12 protein-coding genes are annotated in these 15,572 nt (G+C 75.9%); 6 read left to right on the top strand and 6 right to left on the bottom strand.

Features of this window, described 5'->3' with window-relative positions; all coding sequences use genetic code 11:
- Nucleotides 1-197 precede the first annotated feature (197 nt).
- A complete protein-coding gene (locus CBP52_RS15090; RefSeq protein WP_094181645.1) occupies nt 198-1,331 on the top strand; it encodes a diacylglycerol kinase family protein in 1,134 nt (377 codons plus the stop codon).
- A gap of 94 nt (nt 1,332-1,425) precedes the next feature.
- Nucleotides 1,426-2,112: a GntR family transcriptional regulator gene (locus tag CBP52_RS15085; RefSeq protein WP_094181644.1), complete on the top strand. Its 687-nt coding sequence runs from the start codon at nt 1,426-1,428 to the stop codon at nt 2,110-2,112.
- A gap of 3 nt (nt 2,113-2,115) precedes the next feature.
- Here the strand turns inward: CBP52_RS15085 and pheA are convergent, their stop codons facing one another.
- From pheA to CBP52_RS15060, 5 genes are all read right to left on the bottom strand, one after another.
- Nucleotides 2,116-3,081, bottom strand: a complete 966-nt coding sequence (gene pheA, locus CBP52_RS15080; protein ID WP_094182431.1) for a prephenate dehydratase — start codon at nt 3,079-3,081, stop codon at nt 2,116-2,118.
- Nucleotides 3,068-7,516 carry a hypothetical protein gene (locus CBP52_RS15075; protein WP_232514529.1) on the bottom strand — a complete coding sequence of 1,483 codons (4,449 nt, stop codon included), beginning with the start codon at nt 7,514-7,516 and terminating at the stop codon, nt 3,068-3,070. The genes pheA and CBP52_RS15075 overlap by 14 nt, the downstream gene beginning before the upstream one ends.
- Before the next feature lie 47 nt (nt 7,517-7,563).
- Entirely contained in the window at nt 7,564-8,430 is an 867-nt protein-coding gene (locus CBP52_RS15070) for a glycosyltransferase family 2 protein (protein ID WP_369826236.1), read from the bottom strand.
- A 53-nt stretch (nt 8,431-8,483) separates the two neighbouring features.
- Nucleotides 8,484-9,020, bottom strand: coding sequence for a methylated-DNA--[protein]-cysteine S-methyltransferase (locus CBP52_RS15065; RefSeq protein ID WP_232514528.1), 537 nt, complete (start codon nt 9,018-9,020; stop codon nt 8,484-8,486).
- 127 nt (nt 9,021-9,147) lie between these two features.
- Complete coding sequence (locus tag CBP52_RS15060) at nt 9,148-9,972, bottom strand: DUF5926 family protein (RefSeq protein ID WP_094181643.1); 825 nt, start codon at nt 9,970-9,972, stop codon at nt 9,148-9,150.
- A gap of 631 nt (nt 9,973-10,603) precedes the next feature.
- Here CBP52_RS15060 and pgm point away from each other — a divergent pair.
- A complete protein-coding gene (gene pgm / locus CBP52_RS15055; RefSeq protein ID WP_094182428.1) occupies nt 10,604-12,286 on the top strand; it encodes a phosphoglucomutase (alpha-D-glucose-1,6-bisphosphate-dependent) in 1,683 nt (560 codons plus the stop codon).
- 10 nt (nt 12,287-12,296) lie between these two features.
- Here pgm and CBP52_RS15050 read toward each other — a convergent pair whose 3' ends face one another.
- Nucleotides 12,297-13,313: a LacI family DNA-binding transcriptional regulator gene (locus CBP52_RS15050; RefSeq protein WP_094181642.1), complete on the bottom strand. Its 1,017-nt coding sequence runs from the start codon at nt 13,311-13,313 to the stop codon at nt 12,297-12,299.
- Between the two features lie 104 nt (nt 13,314-13,417).
- Here CBP52_RS15050 and CBP52_RS15045 point away from each other — a divergent pair, with 104 nt between their 5' ends.
- The 3 genes from CBP52_RS15045 to CBP52_RS15035 are packed head-to-tail and all read left to right on the top strand — an operon-like array spanning nt 13,418 to nt 15,562.
- Nucleotides 13,418-14,674 carry an MFS transporter gene (locus CBP52_RS15045; RefSeq protein WP_094181641.1) on the top strand — a complete coding sequence of 419 codons (1,257 nt, stop codon included), beginning with the start codon at nt 13,418-13,420 and terminating at the stop codon, nt 14,672-14,674.
- Entirely contained in the window at nt 14,671-15,144 is a 474-nt protein-coding gene (locus CBP52_RS15040; protein ID WP_094181640.1) for a helix-turn-helix transcriptional regulator, read from the top strand. The genes CBP52_RS15045 and CBP52_RS15040 overlap by 4 nt, the downstream gene beginning before the upstream one ends.
- Before the next feature lie 10 nt (nt 15,145-15,154).
- Entirely contained in the window at nt 15,155-15,562 is a 408-nt protein-coding gene (locus CBP52_RS15035; protein ID WP_094182427.1) for a VOC family protein, read from the top strand.
- The last annotated feature ends 10 nt before the right edge of the window (nt 15,563-15,572 follow it).

Genomic DNA, 15,572 nt, shown 5'->3' with positions numbered 1-15,572 from the left:
CCCGGAGCAACCACGGCCTCGGCAGCACGTCTCCCCACCACCCCGCGGTTGCTCCGGGTATGAGACGGCTGAGCCGGAGCGATGACGGGGTCGGCGGCGCTCGGGCGCGCGGCCCCGTCGGGGGGCGGGAGGGTGAGACGCAGCTGGCCGCGGGTATTCCGCGCGCCCGGGGGGCCGCGGCTCGGTAGTTTGCGGGGGTGAGATGGGAGGCGTGGACCGCGCTCGCCGCCGGAGTGCTCGCGGTCGCCGCCCTCGTCGTCGCCGCGGTCGTCGCGCTGCGGCAGCGGGACCTGCTGCGCCGCCTCGACGCGGAGGAGACGGCGACGAGCCCGCGGGCCCGGGCGCTCACCCGGCAGGTCCGCGCCCGCGGACAGCAGCTCGCGTTCGTCGCCAACCCCACGAAGCCCGACGTGCCCGCGCTGCGCGAGGCCATCGAGAGCGCCGCGGCGGAGCAGGGCCTGCCCACACCGCTGTGGCTGGAGACCACCGTCGAGGACCCCGGGACGGGGCAGGCCCGCGAGGCGCTCGAGCGCGGCGCGGACGTCGTGGTCGCGGTCGGCGGGGACGGGACGGTGCGCGGGGTCGCGGCCGCGCTCGTCGGGACGGGGATGCCCATGGGGCTCCTGCCGCTCGGCACCGGGAACCTGCTGGCCCGCAACCTCGACATCCCGATCGGCAGCCCGCTGTCCGCGCTCGAGGCCGTGGTCACCGGGCGCGACCGCACCATCGACGTCGGCTGGCTGCGCGTGGAGGCCACCGCGCGGGACACCGACGACGACCCGGTGCGGGCGGCGGACGGCGACGAGCACCTGTTCCTCGTGATCGCCGGGCTCGGGTTCGACGCGGCGATGGTCGCGGACGCCGACGACGACCTCAAGGCGCGCGTCGGGTGGATCGCGTACTTCCTCGCGGGCATCAAGCACCTGCACGGGCGCCGCACGCGCGTGCACGTGCGCATCGACGACCGGCCCGCGACGACCGCGCGGCTGCGCAGCCTCCTGGTCGGCAACTGCGGCCGCCTCCCGGGTGGCATCACGCTGCTGCCCGAGGCCGTGCTCGACGACGGGTGGCTCGACATCGCGGCGATCGACACGCGCGGCGGCGTGGCGGGCTGGGCGCAGCTGTTCGGCGAGGTGGTGCTGCAGGGCGTGGGGGTCCGGGGCATGCCGCGCGGCATCGGACGCATCGACCACACGCGGGCGCGCGTGGTGCGCGTGGCCGTGTCCGGCGCGGAGTACGCGCAGGTCGACGGCGAGGTCGTCGGGCGCGTGTCGGAGGTGTCGGCGCGCGTCGACCCCGGGGCGCTCGTCGTGCGCGTGGTCGCGCACTGACGTACGCCCCCCGGCCGGGACGAGGGTCCTGCCCGACGCGCGTGGACGTGCATACGGTGGACATGCCCACACCCTCGCGACGAGCGGAGCCACCGTGCCCATCCCCACGCAGACCGCGGCCGTCGAGTCCGGCCGGCTGCTGCTCGCCGACATCGTGTACGAGCGGCTCATGGGGGTCGTCGTGAGCGGTGAGCTCGCGCCCGGTGAGGTGGTGCGCGAGGAGGAGATCGGTGCGTGGCTGTCCGTGTCCCGCACACCCGTGCGCGACGCGATGCGCCGGCTCGGCGACCAGGACCTGCTGACCTACCAGCCGAACCGCGGCTCGCGCGTCGCGCCCCTCGACCCGGACCACCTGCGGGACGTCCTCGACGTGGTCGCGACCCTGTCCGCGCAGGCGGCGGGCCGGGCAGCGGACCGGCTGGCGGCCGCGGACCTGGCGCTCGTCGAGGCGCACGTCGAGCAGGTGCTGGTCGCGCACGAGCAGGGCGAGGGCATCGAGCGGGCGGTCGAGCTGGACGCCGCGCTCGACGTGCTGCTCGACCGCGCGGGCAACCGCGTGCTGTCCCGCACGGTCCACTCGATGCGCCCGCACCTCGACCGGCTGCTCGGCCTGCTGCCCGGCTACCCGGGCACGGACGTGCTGCGCGAGCGGACCGACGCGTTCGTCGCCGCCCTGCGCACGCGCGAGCCGCAGGTCGTGCGGGAGTCCGTGCGCGGGCTCGTCACCGACCTCGGGCAGGGGCTGACGAGCGAGGCCGTGCGCCGCGGGCTGGCGGTCTGAGCGTCAGGTCGTCGCGCCGCCGCGCACCCGCGCGAGCCACTCGCGCGCCGAGCGGAAGTCCGCGTCGCTCGTCCCGATGTGCACCGTGGGCCGCACGGCGTCCGCGCGCGGGTACGAACCGAGGAACCGCACGTACGGGCAGCGCCGGTGCAGACCCATGAGCGCCTCACCCACACGCTCGTCGGTGACGTGCCCCTCGGCGTCGATCGAGAACGAGTAGCGACCGAGCGAGTCGCCGATCGGCCGCGACTCGATGCGCGAGAGGTTCACGCCGCGCGTCGCGAACTGCTCGAGCATGGCCAGCAGCGCACCCGCCTCGTTGTCGGGCAGGTGGACGACGAGCGTCGTCTTGTCCGCGCCCGAGGGCGGCGGCACGTCACCGGGCGGCCCGATGAGCACGAACCGCGTGGCGGCGTCGGCGTTGTCGGCGATGTCCTGCGCGAGCGGCTGCAGCCCGTACGTGGCGACCGCGCGCGGCGGCACGAGAGCCGCGTCGAACCCGAGGTCCGGCGCGTCGGGCGTGCGCAGCGCGTCCGAGATGAGCGCGGCGGGCGCGGTGTTCGACGTCGCGGGCACGTGCACCACGTGGGGCAGGAAGCGGGCGAGCCAGCGGCGGCACTGCACCCACGCGTGCGGGTGGGCGGAGATCCGGCGCACGTCGGACAGCTCGACACCGGGCGCCGCGACGAGCGTGAACTGCACCGGCACGAGCATCTCGCGCAGGATCACCAGCGGGTCGCCGGCCGCGAGCCGGTCGAGCGTCGCGGTGACGCCGCCCTCGACGGTCGACTCGATCGCGACGACCGCACGGTCGGCCCGGCCCTCGCGCACCGCGTCGATCGCGGACGCCACGTCGTGCTGCGGCAGGTAGACGCCCTCGTCGGGCGGGACGACCTGGCGCAGCGCGTCCTCGGTGAACGTCCCGTCGGGGCCGAGGTAGGCGTAGCGCAGGAGCTCAGGCTGGGACATCGTCGCCGTCCGGTCGTCGGGTCGGGTCGTCGCTCGCAGGGTAGTCGTCGCGTACCGCACGCAGGCCGAGCGTCCCGAGCAACGGCACCGCGGCGACGAGCATGACCGTCACGATGCGCACCCCGTAGTCGTTGACGAGCCCGCCCGCGACGCCCGCGACGAGCAGGCCGACGACGACCGGCCGCACGGGCGGCCACCGGCGCTCGAGCAGGTCCCACGCGGGGACGCGCACGCGGCTGCGCGGCCACAGGACGACGACCGCGAGCACGACCACCAGGAGCGTGAGCACCGTCAGCCACCCGCTCGTGACGGTCGCGGCCGCGTACCCGAGCTTGCGCGCGACCGTCTCCCACGCGGAGCCGTCCACGACGCGCTGCACGAACACCCCCAGGTGCGTGCGCTCGGCCTCGGGACGCAGCCAGTCGAGCACCGCGATGCCGCCGACGACGAGCACGCCCGCGGCCCCCGCGAGGAGCAGCCGCACCCACGTGACCCGCACACCCGCGACGCCGAGCACGACGACGAGCCCCGCGGGGACGAGCACGAGCCCGCCGCCGACGTCCGCGCCCAGCGCGGGCCACAGGTCGACGACGAGCGCGACGCCGCACACGGCCGCCGCCACGAGAGTGCCGAGCAGGCGCCGCCCGCGCCGCACGAGCGCGTACCCGCAGACGGCCGCCGTGACGAGCGCGGCGACCACGTAGAACGAGTACGTGGGGTTGCCGAACCCGTAGAACCGGCCGCCGAGCGTCACGGCCGGCCCCTGCGGGCTGCCGCGGTGCAGCGGCGTGCCGAGCACGGCGTCCAGGGTGAGCACGGCGAACGTGACGCCCGCGACGACGCCCGGGCCCGCGGTCAGCGGCCGGCGCGGGACGAGCGCCGCGACGCCGGCGACCACCGCGGTCGCCGCCCCGCACGCGAGCCACATCGTGCGGTCGGGGTCGGCGTAGCGCCACCACGAGGTCGTCGTCATGAGGAACAGCCCGACGGGCAGGGCCGCGAGCACGAGCAGGAGCGCGTCGGCGGCGCGGCGCAGCCGCTCCGCGAGCGCGGGCCGGCGCCGCGCGAGGCGGGGGCCCAGCACCGCCGCGGCGGCCACGACGAGCAGCGCGACGACCAGGGGCGGCGAGGTCACGGGGGTCGAGGTGCCGCGCAGCGCCTGGTCGCGCGTCGTGAGGTCGGCGAGCTGGCGCACGGTCGTCGCGACCGCCGCGGGGCGGTCCTCGCCCACGCGCACGGGCGACCCCGCGAAGTCGTCGGACACCCGCGCGCCCGCGTGGGACAGCAGCGCGACGGGCACGTCCAGCAGCCGGAACACACCCACCCAGCGCGTCGACGCCGACCCGAGGTACCCCGAGCCCGTGCCCGGGTCCCCGATGCCGACGCCCAGCGCGGGCAGGGCACGCTGCCCCGGCCCGGTGCTCAGGACGAGCACGGTCGCGTCGTCGGGCACCGCGCGCAGCACGCGTGCGACGTCACGGTCGACCTGCCGCAGCGCGTCGGTCGCCGCGTCCTCGCCCAGCACGTCGAGGAGCACCGGGTCGACGGCCGAGGAGCCCGCGTCGACGAGCGTCGTCGGGCACGCGAACGCGTCGGCGGGGTCCGCGAGCGCCTCGTCGACCGTGCGGTAGCGCGCGACGGACCCGTCCGGCTCGGCGAGCGCGAGGGCCGCGCCCGGCCCGACGGCGGTCGCGCACGTGCCGACCGTCGCGAGCCCGGCGCCGAGCGCCCCGAGCCGCGGCCGGAACTCCGAGCGGGACTGCAGCGCGACGAGCTCGTCCCAGTGCTGCACGGTCGCGGATCCGTCCGCGGGCGTCACGCCCCACGACGCGCACGACCACGTGCCGTGCTGCGTCGTCCCGGCGGCGGGTGCACGGCCGGACGACAGCGCGAGCCACCCGCCGGACTCGCACCACGCGTTGCGCCCCGACGCCCCCGAGGTCACGCCGCCCGCGGGCGCGCCGTCGCGCAGCAGCCCCCACAGCGTGGGCGTGGTGGACCGGTCGACGTCGGACCAGTCGACCCCGGTGGTCCCGACGACGACGACGGGCGCGTCGTCGGGCGTCGCGGACGGCCCCGCCCCCGCGGCCACGTCGCCCGCGACCGCCGCGGGCAGCGGCACGACGACGGTGGCGAGCAGCAGCGCCGCGAGCAGGCCGCCGCCGGTCGCGACGAGCACCGCGGGCATCCGGTGCAGCGGCGCTCGCACGGGCGCGGGCTCGGCGGGCAGGTGCGCCCACCGGTGCTGCACGAGCGACGCGAGCAGCAGGCCGCCCGACAGCGCGAGCACGGTGGACGCGACCACGACGCCCGAGTCGTTGAGGAGGCTGCCGAGGACCGCGACGACGACGACCGCGAGCAGCGGCCGGCTCAGCCCGGGCCACGTGGCGTACAGGCGGCGCAGCGCCGCGGGCCGCCGGCGCTCCGGTCCGACGAGCACCACGCACACCGCGACGCACGCGAGCGCGGCGACGAACCCGACCGGTGAGGTCACGGTCGCCCACGCGCCGGCGGCCTTGCCCGCGACCACGCCGACCGCGTCGCCGTCGAGGACCCGCTGCACGAACTGCCCCAGGTGCGACGCGCGGCCGGGCCGAGCCCAGTCCACGACCGACACGAGCACGACGACGCCGATCGCCGCGGCCACGTACGCGAACGCGCGCCGCGCGCCGAACGTCCCGCCGCCGACCGCGACGACGAGCACCGCGAACGCCGGCACGAGCGCGAGCACCCCGCCGAAGTCCGCACCGAACGCGGGCCACCCGTCGACGACCACCGACACCGCGCCGACCGCCGCGGCGGCGAGCACCCCGACGTTGCGCCGCCCGCGCTCCACCGCGTACGCGGCGACGCCCGCCGCGAGTACCAGGGACGCCGCGGCGTACACGCCGAACGTCGTGTTGCCGAAGCCGTAGTACCGCGCCCCGAGCGTCGAGATGCCGAGCACCGAGCCCTGCTGCAGGACGGTCCCGGTCAGCCCGTCGACGGTCACGACGACCCACGTCACCCCGGCCGCCGCGGTCGCGAGCCGCCACCGGCTCGGCGGCAGCACCCGCGCCACGGCCCACACGACGAGCGCCGCACCGACGGTCGCGACGCCCCACCACCCGGCGGCGGCGAACAGCGGCGCGGGCGAGTCCCACCACCGCGACAGCGCCGCGAGCTGCGCGCCCACGGGCGTGCACACCCCGAGCAGCAGGACCGCGAGCGTCACGCGCCGCAGCGCGGGCGTCGGGCGGCGACCCCGGCGGCGCAGGAGCGCGACGGCGCCCACCGCGAGCGCCGCGGCCACGCCCACGACCGTGAGCAGCAGCGGCATGAGGTGCGGGCCGATGGTCGTCATCTCGGTCAGGTAGCGGCGGTTCTCGACGGTCCGGTCCGCGTTGGGGCGCCGCTCGGTGACCTGCAGGGGCGCGCCGTCGAGCTCGGCCGGGTCGGCGCCGGCCGCCTGCACGAGCGTGGCCGACAGGTCGGTGAGGGTCACGATGCCGGTGCGCCGGGTCGACTCCGACGTCAGCCACCCGGGCGACGACGAGCCCGCGCGCCACTGCAGCACGGCCTGCAGGCCCGTCTCGCCCGTGGGGCCGTCGGACGTCCCCGCGACGACGACGCGCGTGCCCGGGTCGACGACCGCCAGGACGCGGCGCAGGTCGTCGTCGAGCAGCGCGAGCGCGTCGCGCCGCGCGGTGCGGTCGGCGGGCAGCTCACCCGCGTCCAGCACCGTGACCGCGCACGACGAGAGCGCCTCGTCGGGCACGTCGCCGAGGCGCAGCGCGTACCGGTCGAGCCGGCCCGTGGCGTCCGCGAGCGCGAGCGCCGCGCCCGGCCCGACCGCGGTGGTGCACTCGCCGGTGGGGGCGACGAGCGTCGCGACGGCCCCGGGCGTGCCGTAGCTGCCCGCGGGCACCTCGTCGGACGGCGGGTCGACCAGGTCGGTCCAGCCGGTGACGACCGCGGGGCCGGGCGCCGCGTCGCTCGCGCTGACGCCGGGCATGGGCGGGCAGTCGTCGATCGCCTCGTCCGCGCCGTCCTCGCCCTGCTCGGCGGGGGTGGCGTCGGCGCCGGGCACCGGGGGGACCCGGCGGCCGGCGGAGATGGTCAACCAGCCACCGAGCCGGCACATCTGTGCCGAGGAGGTGTGCACCGAGATCGAGCCGACCGCACCCTCGTCGACCATCCGCCACAGCGTGGGCGTGCCCGACCGCTCGACGTCGTCCCAGTGCAGCCCGCCGACGCCGACGAGCACGACCGGCTCGACGGGTGCGACCGGCTCGACAGGTGCGGCGGGGTCGTCCGCGCGCGCCGGCGCGGCGCCGCCGACGAGGCCCGCACCACCGACGAGCAGTCCGAGCAGCAGCGCGGTGACCAGCGCGAACCCGCGCACGGGCAGCGCCCGACGACGCGCGGGTGCACGGTCAGGGGTCAGCGCGGGCACCGGACCAGGGTAGGGGCCCGCGCCGGGAGCGGTCCGCCGGTGCCCGGTCAGCGGTGCGTCGGCGGCTGCTTGGCCGACACCGAGCGACGCACGGCACCCGCCGCGGCCCGCACGCGCCGCGCGTTCACCGCGAGCTGCACGTCGCGGTACTGCGCCGCGCGGTGCAGCTGGCCGCGCAGGTCGCCGCCCGACGGGCGGTGCCGCAGGTCGCACGGCACCTCGACCACGCGGAACCCCTGGCGCAGCAGGTCGATCGTCATTCCGGTCTCCACGCCCCAGCCGTGCGCGAGCGGCGTCGCGGCCTCGAACGCCTCCCGCGTGAGGCAGCGCATGCCTGACAACGGCTGGTTCGGGGTCCAGCCCGTGAGGGACGCGATCGCGCGGCGTGCGGCGCCGACGACGATCCCGCGCCCGCCCGCTCCGGGCTGCGGCGGCAGGTTCGCGATCGCCAGGTCCGTGTGCCCCTCGAGGACGGGCGGCACGAGCGGCGCGGTGTTCACCGCGGTCTCCGCGAGGTCGCCGTCGATGAACAGCAGGACGCGTGCGGGGCGGTCCGGCGCGTCCCGCATCGCGACGACCGCGGCACCGGTCTCCATCGCGGCGGCCTTGCCGCGGTTGTGCGAGTGCCGCACGACGACCGCACCGGCCTCCCGCGCGACGTGCTGCGTGTTGTCCTCCGAGCCGTCGTCGACGACGAGCACGAGGTCGACGTGCGGGATCGCCTTGGCCGAGCGGACGGTCGCCGCGATCCGGCGCGACTCGTCCTTGGCGGGGATGATCACCGCGACCCGCTGACGGACCCGGCTGCCCCGCGCACGGGGCTTGGCGGTCTCCGCCTCGAGGCGCTCGGGGGTGTCGGTCGGGCCGGTCGCGGGCTTGTCGCCAGCGCGGTCGGCCGGGGCGGGGGGCGTCACGGCGCCCAGCCTACTGACGCGCGCGCCGCACGTCAGACCGGTGCGGCCACGCCTCAGAACAACGTGGCCGTGACCGCGGCCGACTCCAGGTCCAGCAGCGCGCGCTTGCGGTCCACGCCCGCCGCGAAGCCGGTGAGCGTGCCGTCCGCGCCGACCACCCGGTGGCACGGCACGACGATCGCGAGGCGGTTGGCCCCGTTCGCGGCGCCGACCGCGCGCGACGACGTGCGCGGGTCGAGCCCGACCGCGGCCGCGAGCGCGCCGTACGTCGTCGTGGTGCCGTACGGGATGCGCCGCAGCCCGTCCCACACCCGCAGCTGGAACGCCGAGCCCTGCGGGCGCAGCGGGAGGTCGAAGTCGCGCAGCCCGCCCGCGAGGTACGCCTCGAGCTGGCGGACCGCCTCGCGCAGGAGCGGGTGGTCGTCGGGCACGACGCGCGTGCTCGTGAGGTCCGCGAACGGGTCGGACGCGCGGTCGTCGGACCGGGTCATGCGCACGTGCGTGACCGCCGCGCCCTCGTCGTCGTCCACCACCCCCACGGACAGCGGTCCGATCGGGCTCGGCACGACCGTGTGCCGTCTCGTCCCCATCCCGCTCCCCATCCCGCTCCCCATCCCGCTCATCCCCCGGCCCAGCATGGCCCGTGCCTCCGACACGCCGCGGCCCGGCGGTCTCCTGCGAGGAAGACGGCCGGGCCGGGGCGGACGTGAGGTGTGGTCAGCGCAGCGTGACCTGGCGCGCGACGAGGCCCGCGCGGGCGCGGCGCTCGTTCGCGTCGAGCGGCTCGGTGCTCGCGAGGGCCGCCTCGAAGGCGGGGGCGAACGCGGCGACGGGCTCCTCGAGCTCCTCCGCCTCGGTCCCGCGCGCGAGCTCCCACACCGGCACGACGAGCCCGCTCGAGCGGAAGTAGCCGATGAACTTGCCGCCGGCGAAGCCGGACTCACGCTTGGCGTGCAGGCGGGCGAGGCCGTCCAGGACTGTCTGCTCGTCGTGCGGCTGCGCCCAGCGCAGGAACTCCTTGGCGCCCATCCGGCACCAGTAGGCCGACTCGACCGCGGCGACCTTGGCGGTGTCGATGATGCCCGCGTCGGCGTCCTCGATCGCGGCCTCGAGGTCCGCGGTGCGCTCGACGTCCGGCGCGAGCCAGTAGGAGAACGAGTCGTGGACCGTGACCTCGAACGGGACGGACAGGTCCAGCACGTCCTGCAGGCGCGGGCCGGCGTCGGGCAGGCCGGTCGTCTCGATCGCGGTGCCGGGCTCGACGTCGAGCGCCTCGAGCAGCGCGGCGGCGAGGTCGCGGCTCGCGTCGCCCGAGCTCGACGTGGTCTGCAGCGCCAGCAGGACGACGCCGTCGGAGCGGTGCAGCGCGGGCCAGGCCTGCGGCAGGATCGTCGTGACCAGGACGTCCTTGGCGCCGTGCTCCGCGGTGGTGCGGGCCGTGGCCGTCGCCGCGGGGACGACCTCCTTGAGCGCCACCCAGTCGGGCTCACCGGGGAGCCCCTCGAACGGACGCAGCACGAACTCCACAGATCCCTTGGCCATGCCCGCGAGCCTACCGGCCCACCCCCACCCCACCGCCCCTCACCCCGACCCCGCACCTGCTCCGGGTATGCACCCCCAGAGCCGGAGCAACCACGGGCTCGCGCAAGCGCACCCCGCCGAGCCCGCAGACGTGAACTCCGACGAGACCGCGGCTGCTCCGGGTATACGCAGCCGCACCCGGAGCAACCACGGGGTCGCGGCCATGGCGTCCGACGAGACCGCGCTTGTTCCGGGTATGCGCAGCCGGAGCCGGAGCAACCACGGGGTCGCGGACGTGGACTCCAACGAGGCCGCGGACGTGGACTCCGACGAGGCCGCGGACGTGGAGATCGACGAGACCGCGGTTCCTCCGGGTATGCGCGGGCGTAGCCGGAGGAACGACGGGGTCGCGGAGGTGGAGTCGGACGAGGCCGCGGACGTGGAGTCCGACGAGGTCGTGGTTGCTCCGGGTATGCGGGGGCGGAGCCGGAGGAATCACGGGGTCGCGGAAGTGGAGTACGACGAGGGCGCGGAGGTGGAGTGCGACGAGGGCGCGGACGTGGAGTCCGACGGGGCGGGGGTGGTGGCGTGTGACGTAGGGCGGGGGGTTCAGGGGGTGCGGACCCGGGCGCCGGCGAGGTTGGATGGGGGCATGCATCCCCGCGCCGGAACCCCCGCTCTGCCCGAGGACCTCATCGACGTCGACGCGCTCGTCGGCGCGTACTACGACCGCGTGCCGGACCCCACCGACCCGGACCAGCAGGTCGTGTTCGGCACCAGCGGGCACCGCGGCTCGTCGCTGCGGACCGCGTTCAACGAGGCGCACATCGTCGCGATCACGCAGGCGATCGTGGAGTACCGGCGCAGCCAGGGCACGGACGGGCCGTTGTTCATCGGCCGGGACACGCACGGCCTGTCGGAGCCGGCGCAGCGCACCGCGATCGAGGTGCTGGTCGCGAACGACGTCGAGGTGCACGTCGACGCGCGCGACTCGTTCACGCCGACGCCCGCGGTCTCGCTCGCGATCCTGCGGCACAACGGCGCGGGCACGGCCGCCGGGGTGCGCACGCAGGGCCCGGGGCTGGCCGACGGCATCGTCGTGACCCCCTCGCACAACCCGCCCGCGGACGGCGGCTTCAAGTACAACCCGCCGCACGGTGGCCCGGCGGGCGGTGAGGCGACCGGCCCGATCGCGGAGCGCGCCAACCAGCTGCTCGCGGACGGCTGGCGCAACGTCCCCCGCGTCCCCTACGAGCGCGCGGTCACCTCCCCGCTCGTGAAGCGGCACGACTACCTCACGGCGTACGTGGACGACCTGGCGAACGTGGTCGACCTGGACGCGATCCGGACGGCGGGCGTGCGGATCGGCGCCGACCCGCTGGGCGGCGCGATGGCGGAGTACTGGGGCGTCATCGGGGAGCGGTACGGGCTGGACCTGACCGTCGTGAACCCCACCGTGGACCCGCGCTGGCCGTTCATGACGCTCGACTGGGACGGCAAGATCCGCATGGACTGCTCGTCGCCGTACGCGATGGCCTCGCTCGTGAGCCGCATGACCGCGGGCGACGGGCCGGCTCCGTACGACATCGCGACGGGCAACGACGCGGACTCCGACCGGCACGGCATCGTCACGCCCGACGGCGGCCTGATGAACCCGAACCACTACCTCGCGGTGATGATCGACTACCTGTACGGCGGCGCGCGCCCCGGCTGGTCGCCGGACGCGGCGATCGGCAAGACGCTCGTCTCGTCGTCGCTGGTCGACCGGGTGGGCGCCCGGCTGGGGCGCCGCGTGGTCGAGGTGCCCGTGGGGTTCAAGTGGTTCGTGCCCGGGCTGATCGACGGGTCGGTCGGGTTCGGCGGCGAGGAGTCCGCCGGGGCGTCGTTCCTGCGCACCGACGGCACCGTGTGGACCACCGACAAGGACGGCCCGGTCGCGTGCCTGCTGGCCTCCGAGATCCTCGCGACGACCGGGCGGTCGCCGTCGGAGCACCACCGCGCGCTCGTCGACGAGCTCGGCGAGTCCTGGTACGCGCGCATCGACGCGGTCGCGACGCGCGACGAGAAGGCCAGGCTCGCGGCTCTGTCGCCCGAGCAGGTGACCGCGACGACGCTCGCGGGCGGCGCGATCACCGCACGGCTGACGCAGGCACCGGGCAACGGGGCGTCGATCGGCGGGCTCAAGGTCGTCACCGACGACGCGTGGTTCGCCGCGCGCCCCTCGGGCACGGAGGACGTCTACAAGATCTACGCCGAGTCGTTCGTGTCCGCCGAGCACCTCGCGCAGGTGCAGGCCGAGGCGAAGGACGTGGTCTCGGCGGCGCTCGCGGACTGAGCGCGGCGGGTCAGGTGGACTCGCGCACGACGAGCGACGCGGGCAGCGTCACCGCGGCGGGCGTCTTGCCGTCGACGACCTCGAGCAGCAGCCGCACCATCTCGGCGCTGATCCGCTCGAACGGCTGACGCATCGTGGTCAGCGGCGGGTTCGTCGCGGCGGCGATGCCCGCGTCGTCGAACCCGGCGACGGCGACGTCGCCCGGCACGGACCGGCCCGCGTCCGCGAGCGCGAGCAGCGCGCCCGCGGCCATGGCGTCGTTCGCGGCGAACACGGCGTCGAGGTCGGGCCGGCGCTCGAGCAGCTCCTGCATCGCGCTCACCCCGGACGGGCGCAGGTAGTCACCGTGCGCGACCAGGGTCTCGTCGTACCGGTCCCCGAGCTCGAGGCGGAAGCCGTCGAGGCGCAGGCGACCGCCCGGGGTGTCCATGGGGCCGGTGATCATCGCGATGCGCTCGCGTCCGGACTCGATCAGGTGTCGGGTGATGACCCGTGCACCGCCCAGGTCGTCGGCCGCGACGTACCCGACGTCCTGCTCGAAGCCGAGCGGGATGCCGCACGCGATCGTGGGGATCTGGAGGGCGACGAGCTCGCGCAGCACGGGCGAGCCGGCGTGCGACGAGATGAGCAGCACGCCGTCGACGTGGCCGGCGCCGACATACCCGAGCATCTGCTCCTGCTCGTCGGGCGTGCCCGCAACCATGAGCAGCAGGGGCATGCCGCGTGCGGCCAGCTCGGTCGCGGCGCCGCGCAGCAGGATCGAGAAGTTGGGGTCCTCGAACAGCAGGTGGCGCGGCTCGGTCAGCAGGAACGCGACCGAGTTGGACCGGCCGGTCACGAGGCTGCGCGCGTGCTGGTTGGTGGTGTAGCCGGTGGTGCGGATCGCCTCCTGCACCGCCTCGAGCGCCTCCTGGGAGACCCAGTGCCCGCCGTTGAGGACGCGCGAGACCGTCCCGCGCGACACCCCGGCCGCAGCCGCGACGTCGCGGATGGTGGGCCGTCGGCGCGGGTTCCCGGTGGTGTCCATCGGGTAGGCACTCTAGGGCCATGGCCGGGAACGGTCCCAGCCCCGGGGCCGGGTGTCGCAGATCGCGTGCACGGGAGGTGGGCGGCGGGTGCGACGATCGTGGGGTGTTCCGGCCGTACCTCGACCTCCTCTCCCGACCCGGAGCCCTCGCCTTCTCGGCCGCGGGCGTCCTCGCGCGCCTGCCGATCTCGATGGTGGGGATCGGCATCGTCCTCGCCGTCTCCGCGATCTACGACTCGTACGCGCTGGCCGGCCGGGTCTCGGCCGTCCTCGTCGTCACGTCCGCGCTGACGGCGCCGCTGATCGCGCGCCTCGTCGACCGGCACGGGCAGGCGCGCGTGATGTTCCCCGCGCTGCTGGTCAGCGGGGTGGGGCTCAGCGCGCTCGTCGCGGCCCTGTCGCTCGAGGCGCCCGAGCCGGTCCTGTACGCGACGGCGGTCGTCGCGGGCGTGACCGGCCAGTTCGGGTCGCTCGTGCGCGCCCGCTGGACGTACCTCCTGAAGCGCGACGCGGACGCGATCCACACCGCGTACTCCCTGGAGTCCGCGCTCGACGAGGTGGTGTTCATCGTCGGCCCCGCCGCCGCGACGCTGCTCGCGACGAGCGTCGACCCGACCGCGGGCATCGTCGTGCCCCTGGTCTCCGCGGTGCTCGGCGGGACGTGGTTCCTGCTGCAGCGGCGTACCGAACCGCCGCCCACCCCGCACCACCACTCGACGGGCGGGTCGCTGATCCGCCTGCCCGGGATGTTCGTCGTCGTCCTCGTGTTCCTCGCGCTCGGCGCGATCTTCGGGGCCACGGACGTCTCGACCGTCGCGTTCGCCGAGGAGGCCGGGCGCACGTCCGCCGCGGGGTTCATCCTCGCGGTGTTCGCGGCCGGCTCGCTCGTGTCCGGGCTGCTGTACGGGGCGCGGCGCTGGGCCCAGCCGCTGTGGGCGCGGTTCGGCGCCGGGATGGTGGCGCTCGCCGTCGGGGTGTCGCTGTTCGTGCTGGTGAACTCGCTGTGGGCGCTCGCGGCGGTCATGTTCGTCACCGGGTTCGCGATCGCGCCGACGCTCATCAACGGCAACGGGCTCGTGCAGGAGATCGTGCCGCGCACGCGCCTGACCGAGGGGTTGACGTGGGTCGGGACGTCGCTCGGGGTGGGTGTGTCGATCGGGTCGTCGATCGCCGGGACCCGGATCGACGCGGACGGCTCGCACGGTGGGTTCCTCGTCGTGGTCGTCGCGGGCGTCGCCGCGCTCGTCGCCACGCTGTCCTCGCTGCGGCCCCTGCGCGCCGGGCACCGCGCCCGGCTGGCCGACGAGCTCGCGAGCGGCCGTCGCGACGACGCACCCGTCCGGGACACACTGGAACCGTGACGCCGCCCGCCGACCCGCGCCTGCGCGAGCTCGCGCAGCTGCGCCGCGTGCGTGACCGCATCGACCGGGAGTACGCGCAGCCGCTCGACGTCGAGGCGCTCGCGCGCGGCATCAACGTCTCGTCGGGGCACCTCAGCCGCACGTTCCGCGCCGCGTACGGGGAGTCGCCGTACAGCTACCTGATGACGCGGCGCATCGAGCGCGCGATGCACCTGCTGCGGCTCGGCGACCTGAACGTGACGGACGTGTGCTTCGCGGTCGGCTGCCAGTCGTCGGGGACGTTCTCGACGAGGTTCTCCGAGCTGGTGGGGATGTCACCCAGCGAGTACCGCCGGCGCGCGGCGGCCGACCCGCACGCCGTGCCCGCGGGCATCCCGAGCTGCCAGGCGCGCCAGGTGCTGCGACCCGTGCGGCGCTCGACCCGCGAACCGGTCAGGAATCGAGAAGCACCCACCGCCCCGCTCTCCTAGCGTGGCTCGCATGACGCTCTTCGTGCACTCCACGTTCCTGCCCGCCGACGACCCGGAGGCCTCGCTCGCGTTCTACCGCGACGTGCTGGGCTTCGAGGTCCGGGGCGACGTCGGCCAGGGGTCGATGCGGTGGATCACCATCGGCTCGCCCGAGCAGCCCGACGTGTCGATCGTGCTGCACCCGCCGGCCGTGGACCCCGGCCTGACCGACGACGAGCGGCGCACGATCGTCGAGCTCATGGCCAAGGGCTCGTACGCGAGCCTGATCCTCGCGACGCACGACCTCGCGGGCACGTTCGAGAAGCTCGCGGCCGCCGGCGCGGAGGTCACGCAGGAGCCCACGGACCAGCCGTGGGGGCTGCGCGACGCCGCCGTGCGGGACCCCGCGGGCAACCACCTGCGCATCAACCAGCTCTGACGCACGCCGG

Origin of the sequence: Cellulomonas sp. PSBB021, from assembly GCF_002240455.1 — a bacterium.
Classification (GTDB): Bacteria; Actinomycetota; Actinomycetes; order Actinomycetales; family Cellulomonadaceae; genus Cellulomonas; species Cellulomonas uda.
Note: the sequence above shows the minus strand (reverse complement) of the source record. Positions and strands in the feature narration are given on the sequence as shown.

Bases quoted from the DNA above. Each gene is read 5' to 3' on its own strand.
- pgm (WP_094182428.1), top strand. From the start codon at position 10,604: ATGCATCCCCGCGCCGGAACCCCCGCTCTGCCCGAGGACCTCATCGAC.
- CBP52_RS15065 (WP_232514528.1), bottom strand. From the start codon at position 9,020: ATGGGGACGAGACGGCACACGGTCGTGCCGAGCCCGATCGGACCGCTG.
- CBP52_RS15050 (WP_094181642.1), bottom strand. From the start codon at position 13,313: ATGGACACCACCGGGAACCCGCGCCGACGGCCCACCATCCGCGACGTC.
- CBP52_RS15035 (WP_094182427.1), top strand. From the start codon at position 15,155: ATGACGCTCTTCGTGCACTCCACGTTCCTGCCCGCCGACGACCCGGAG.
- CBP52_RS15060 (WP_094181643.1), bottom strand. From the start codon at position 9,972: ATGGCCAAGGGATCTGTGGAGTTCGTGCTGCGTCCGTTCGAGGGGCTC.
- pheA (WP_094182431.1), bottom strand. From the start codon at position 3,081: ATGTCCCAGCCTGAGCTCCTGCGCTACGCCTACCTCGGCCCCGACGGG.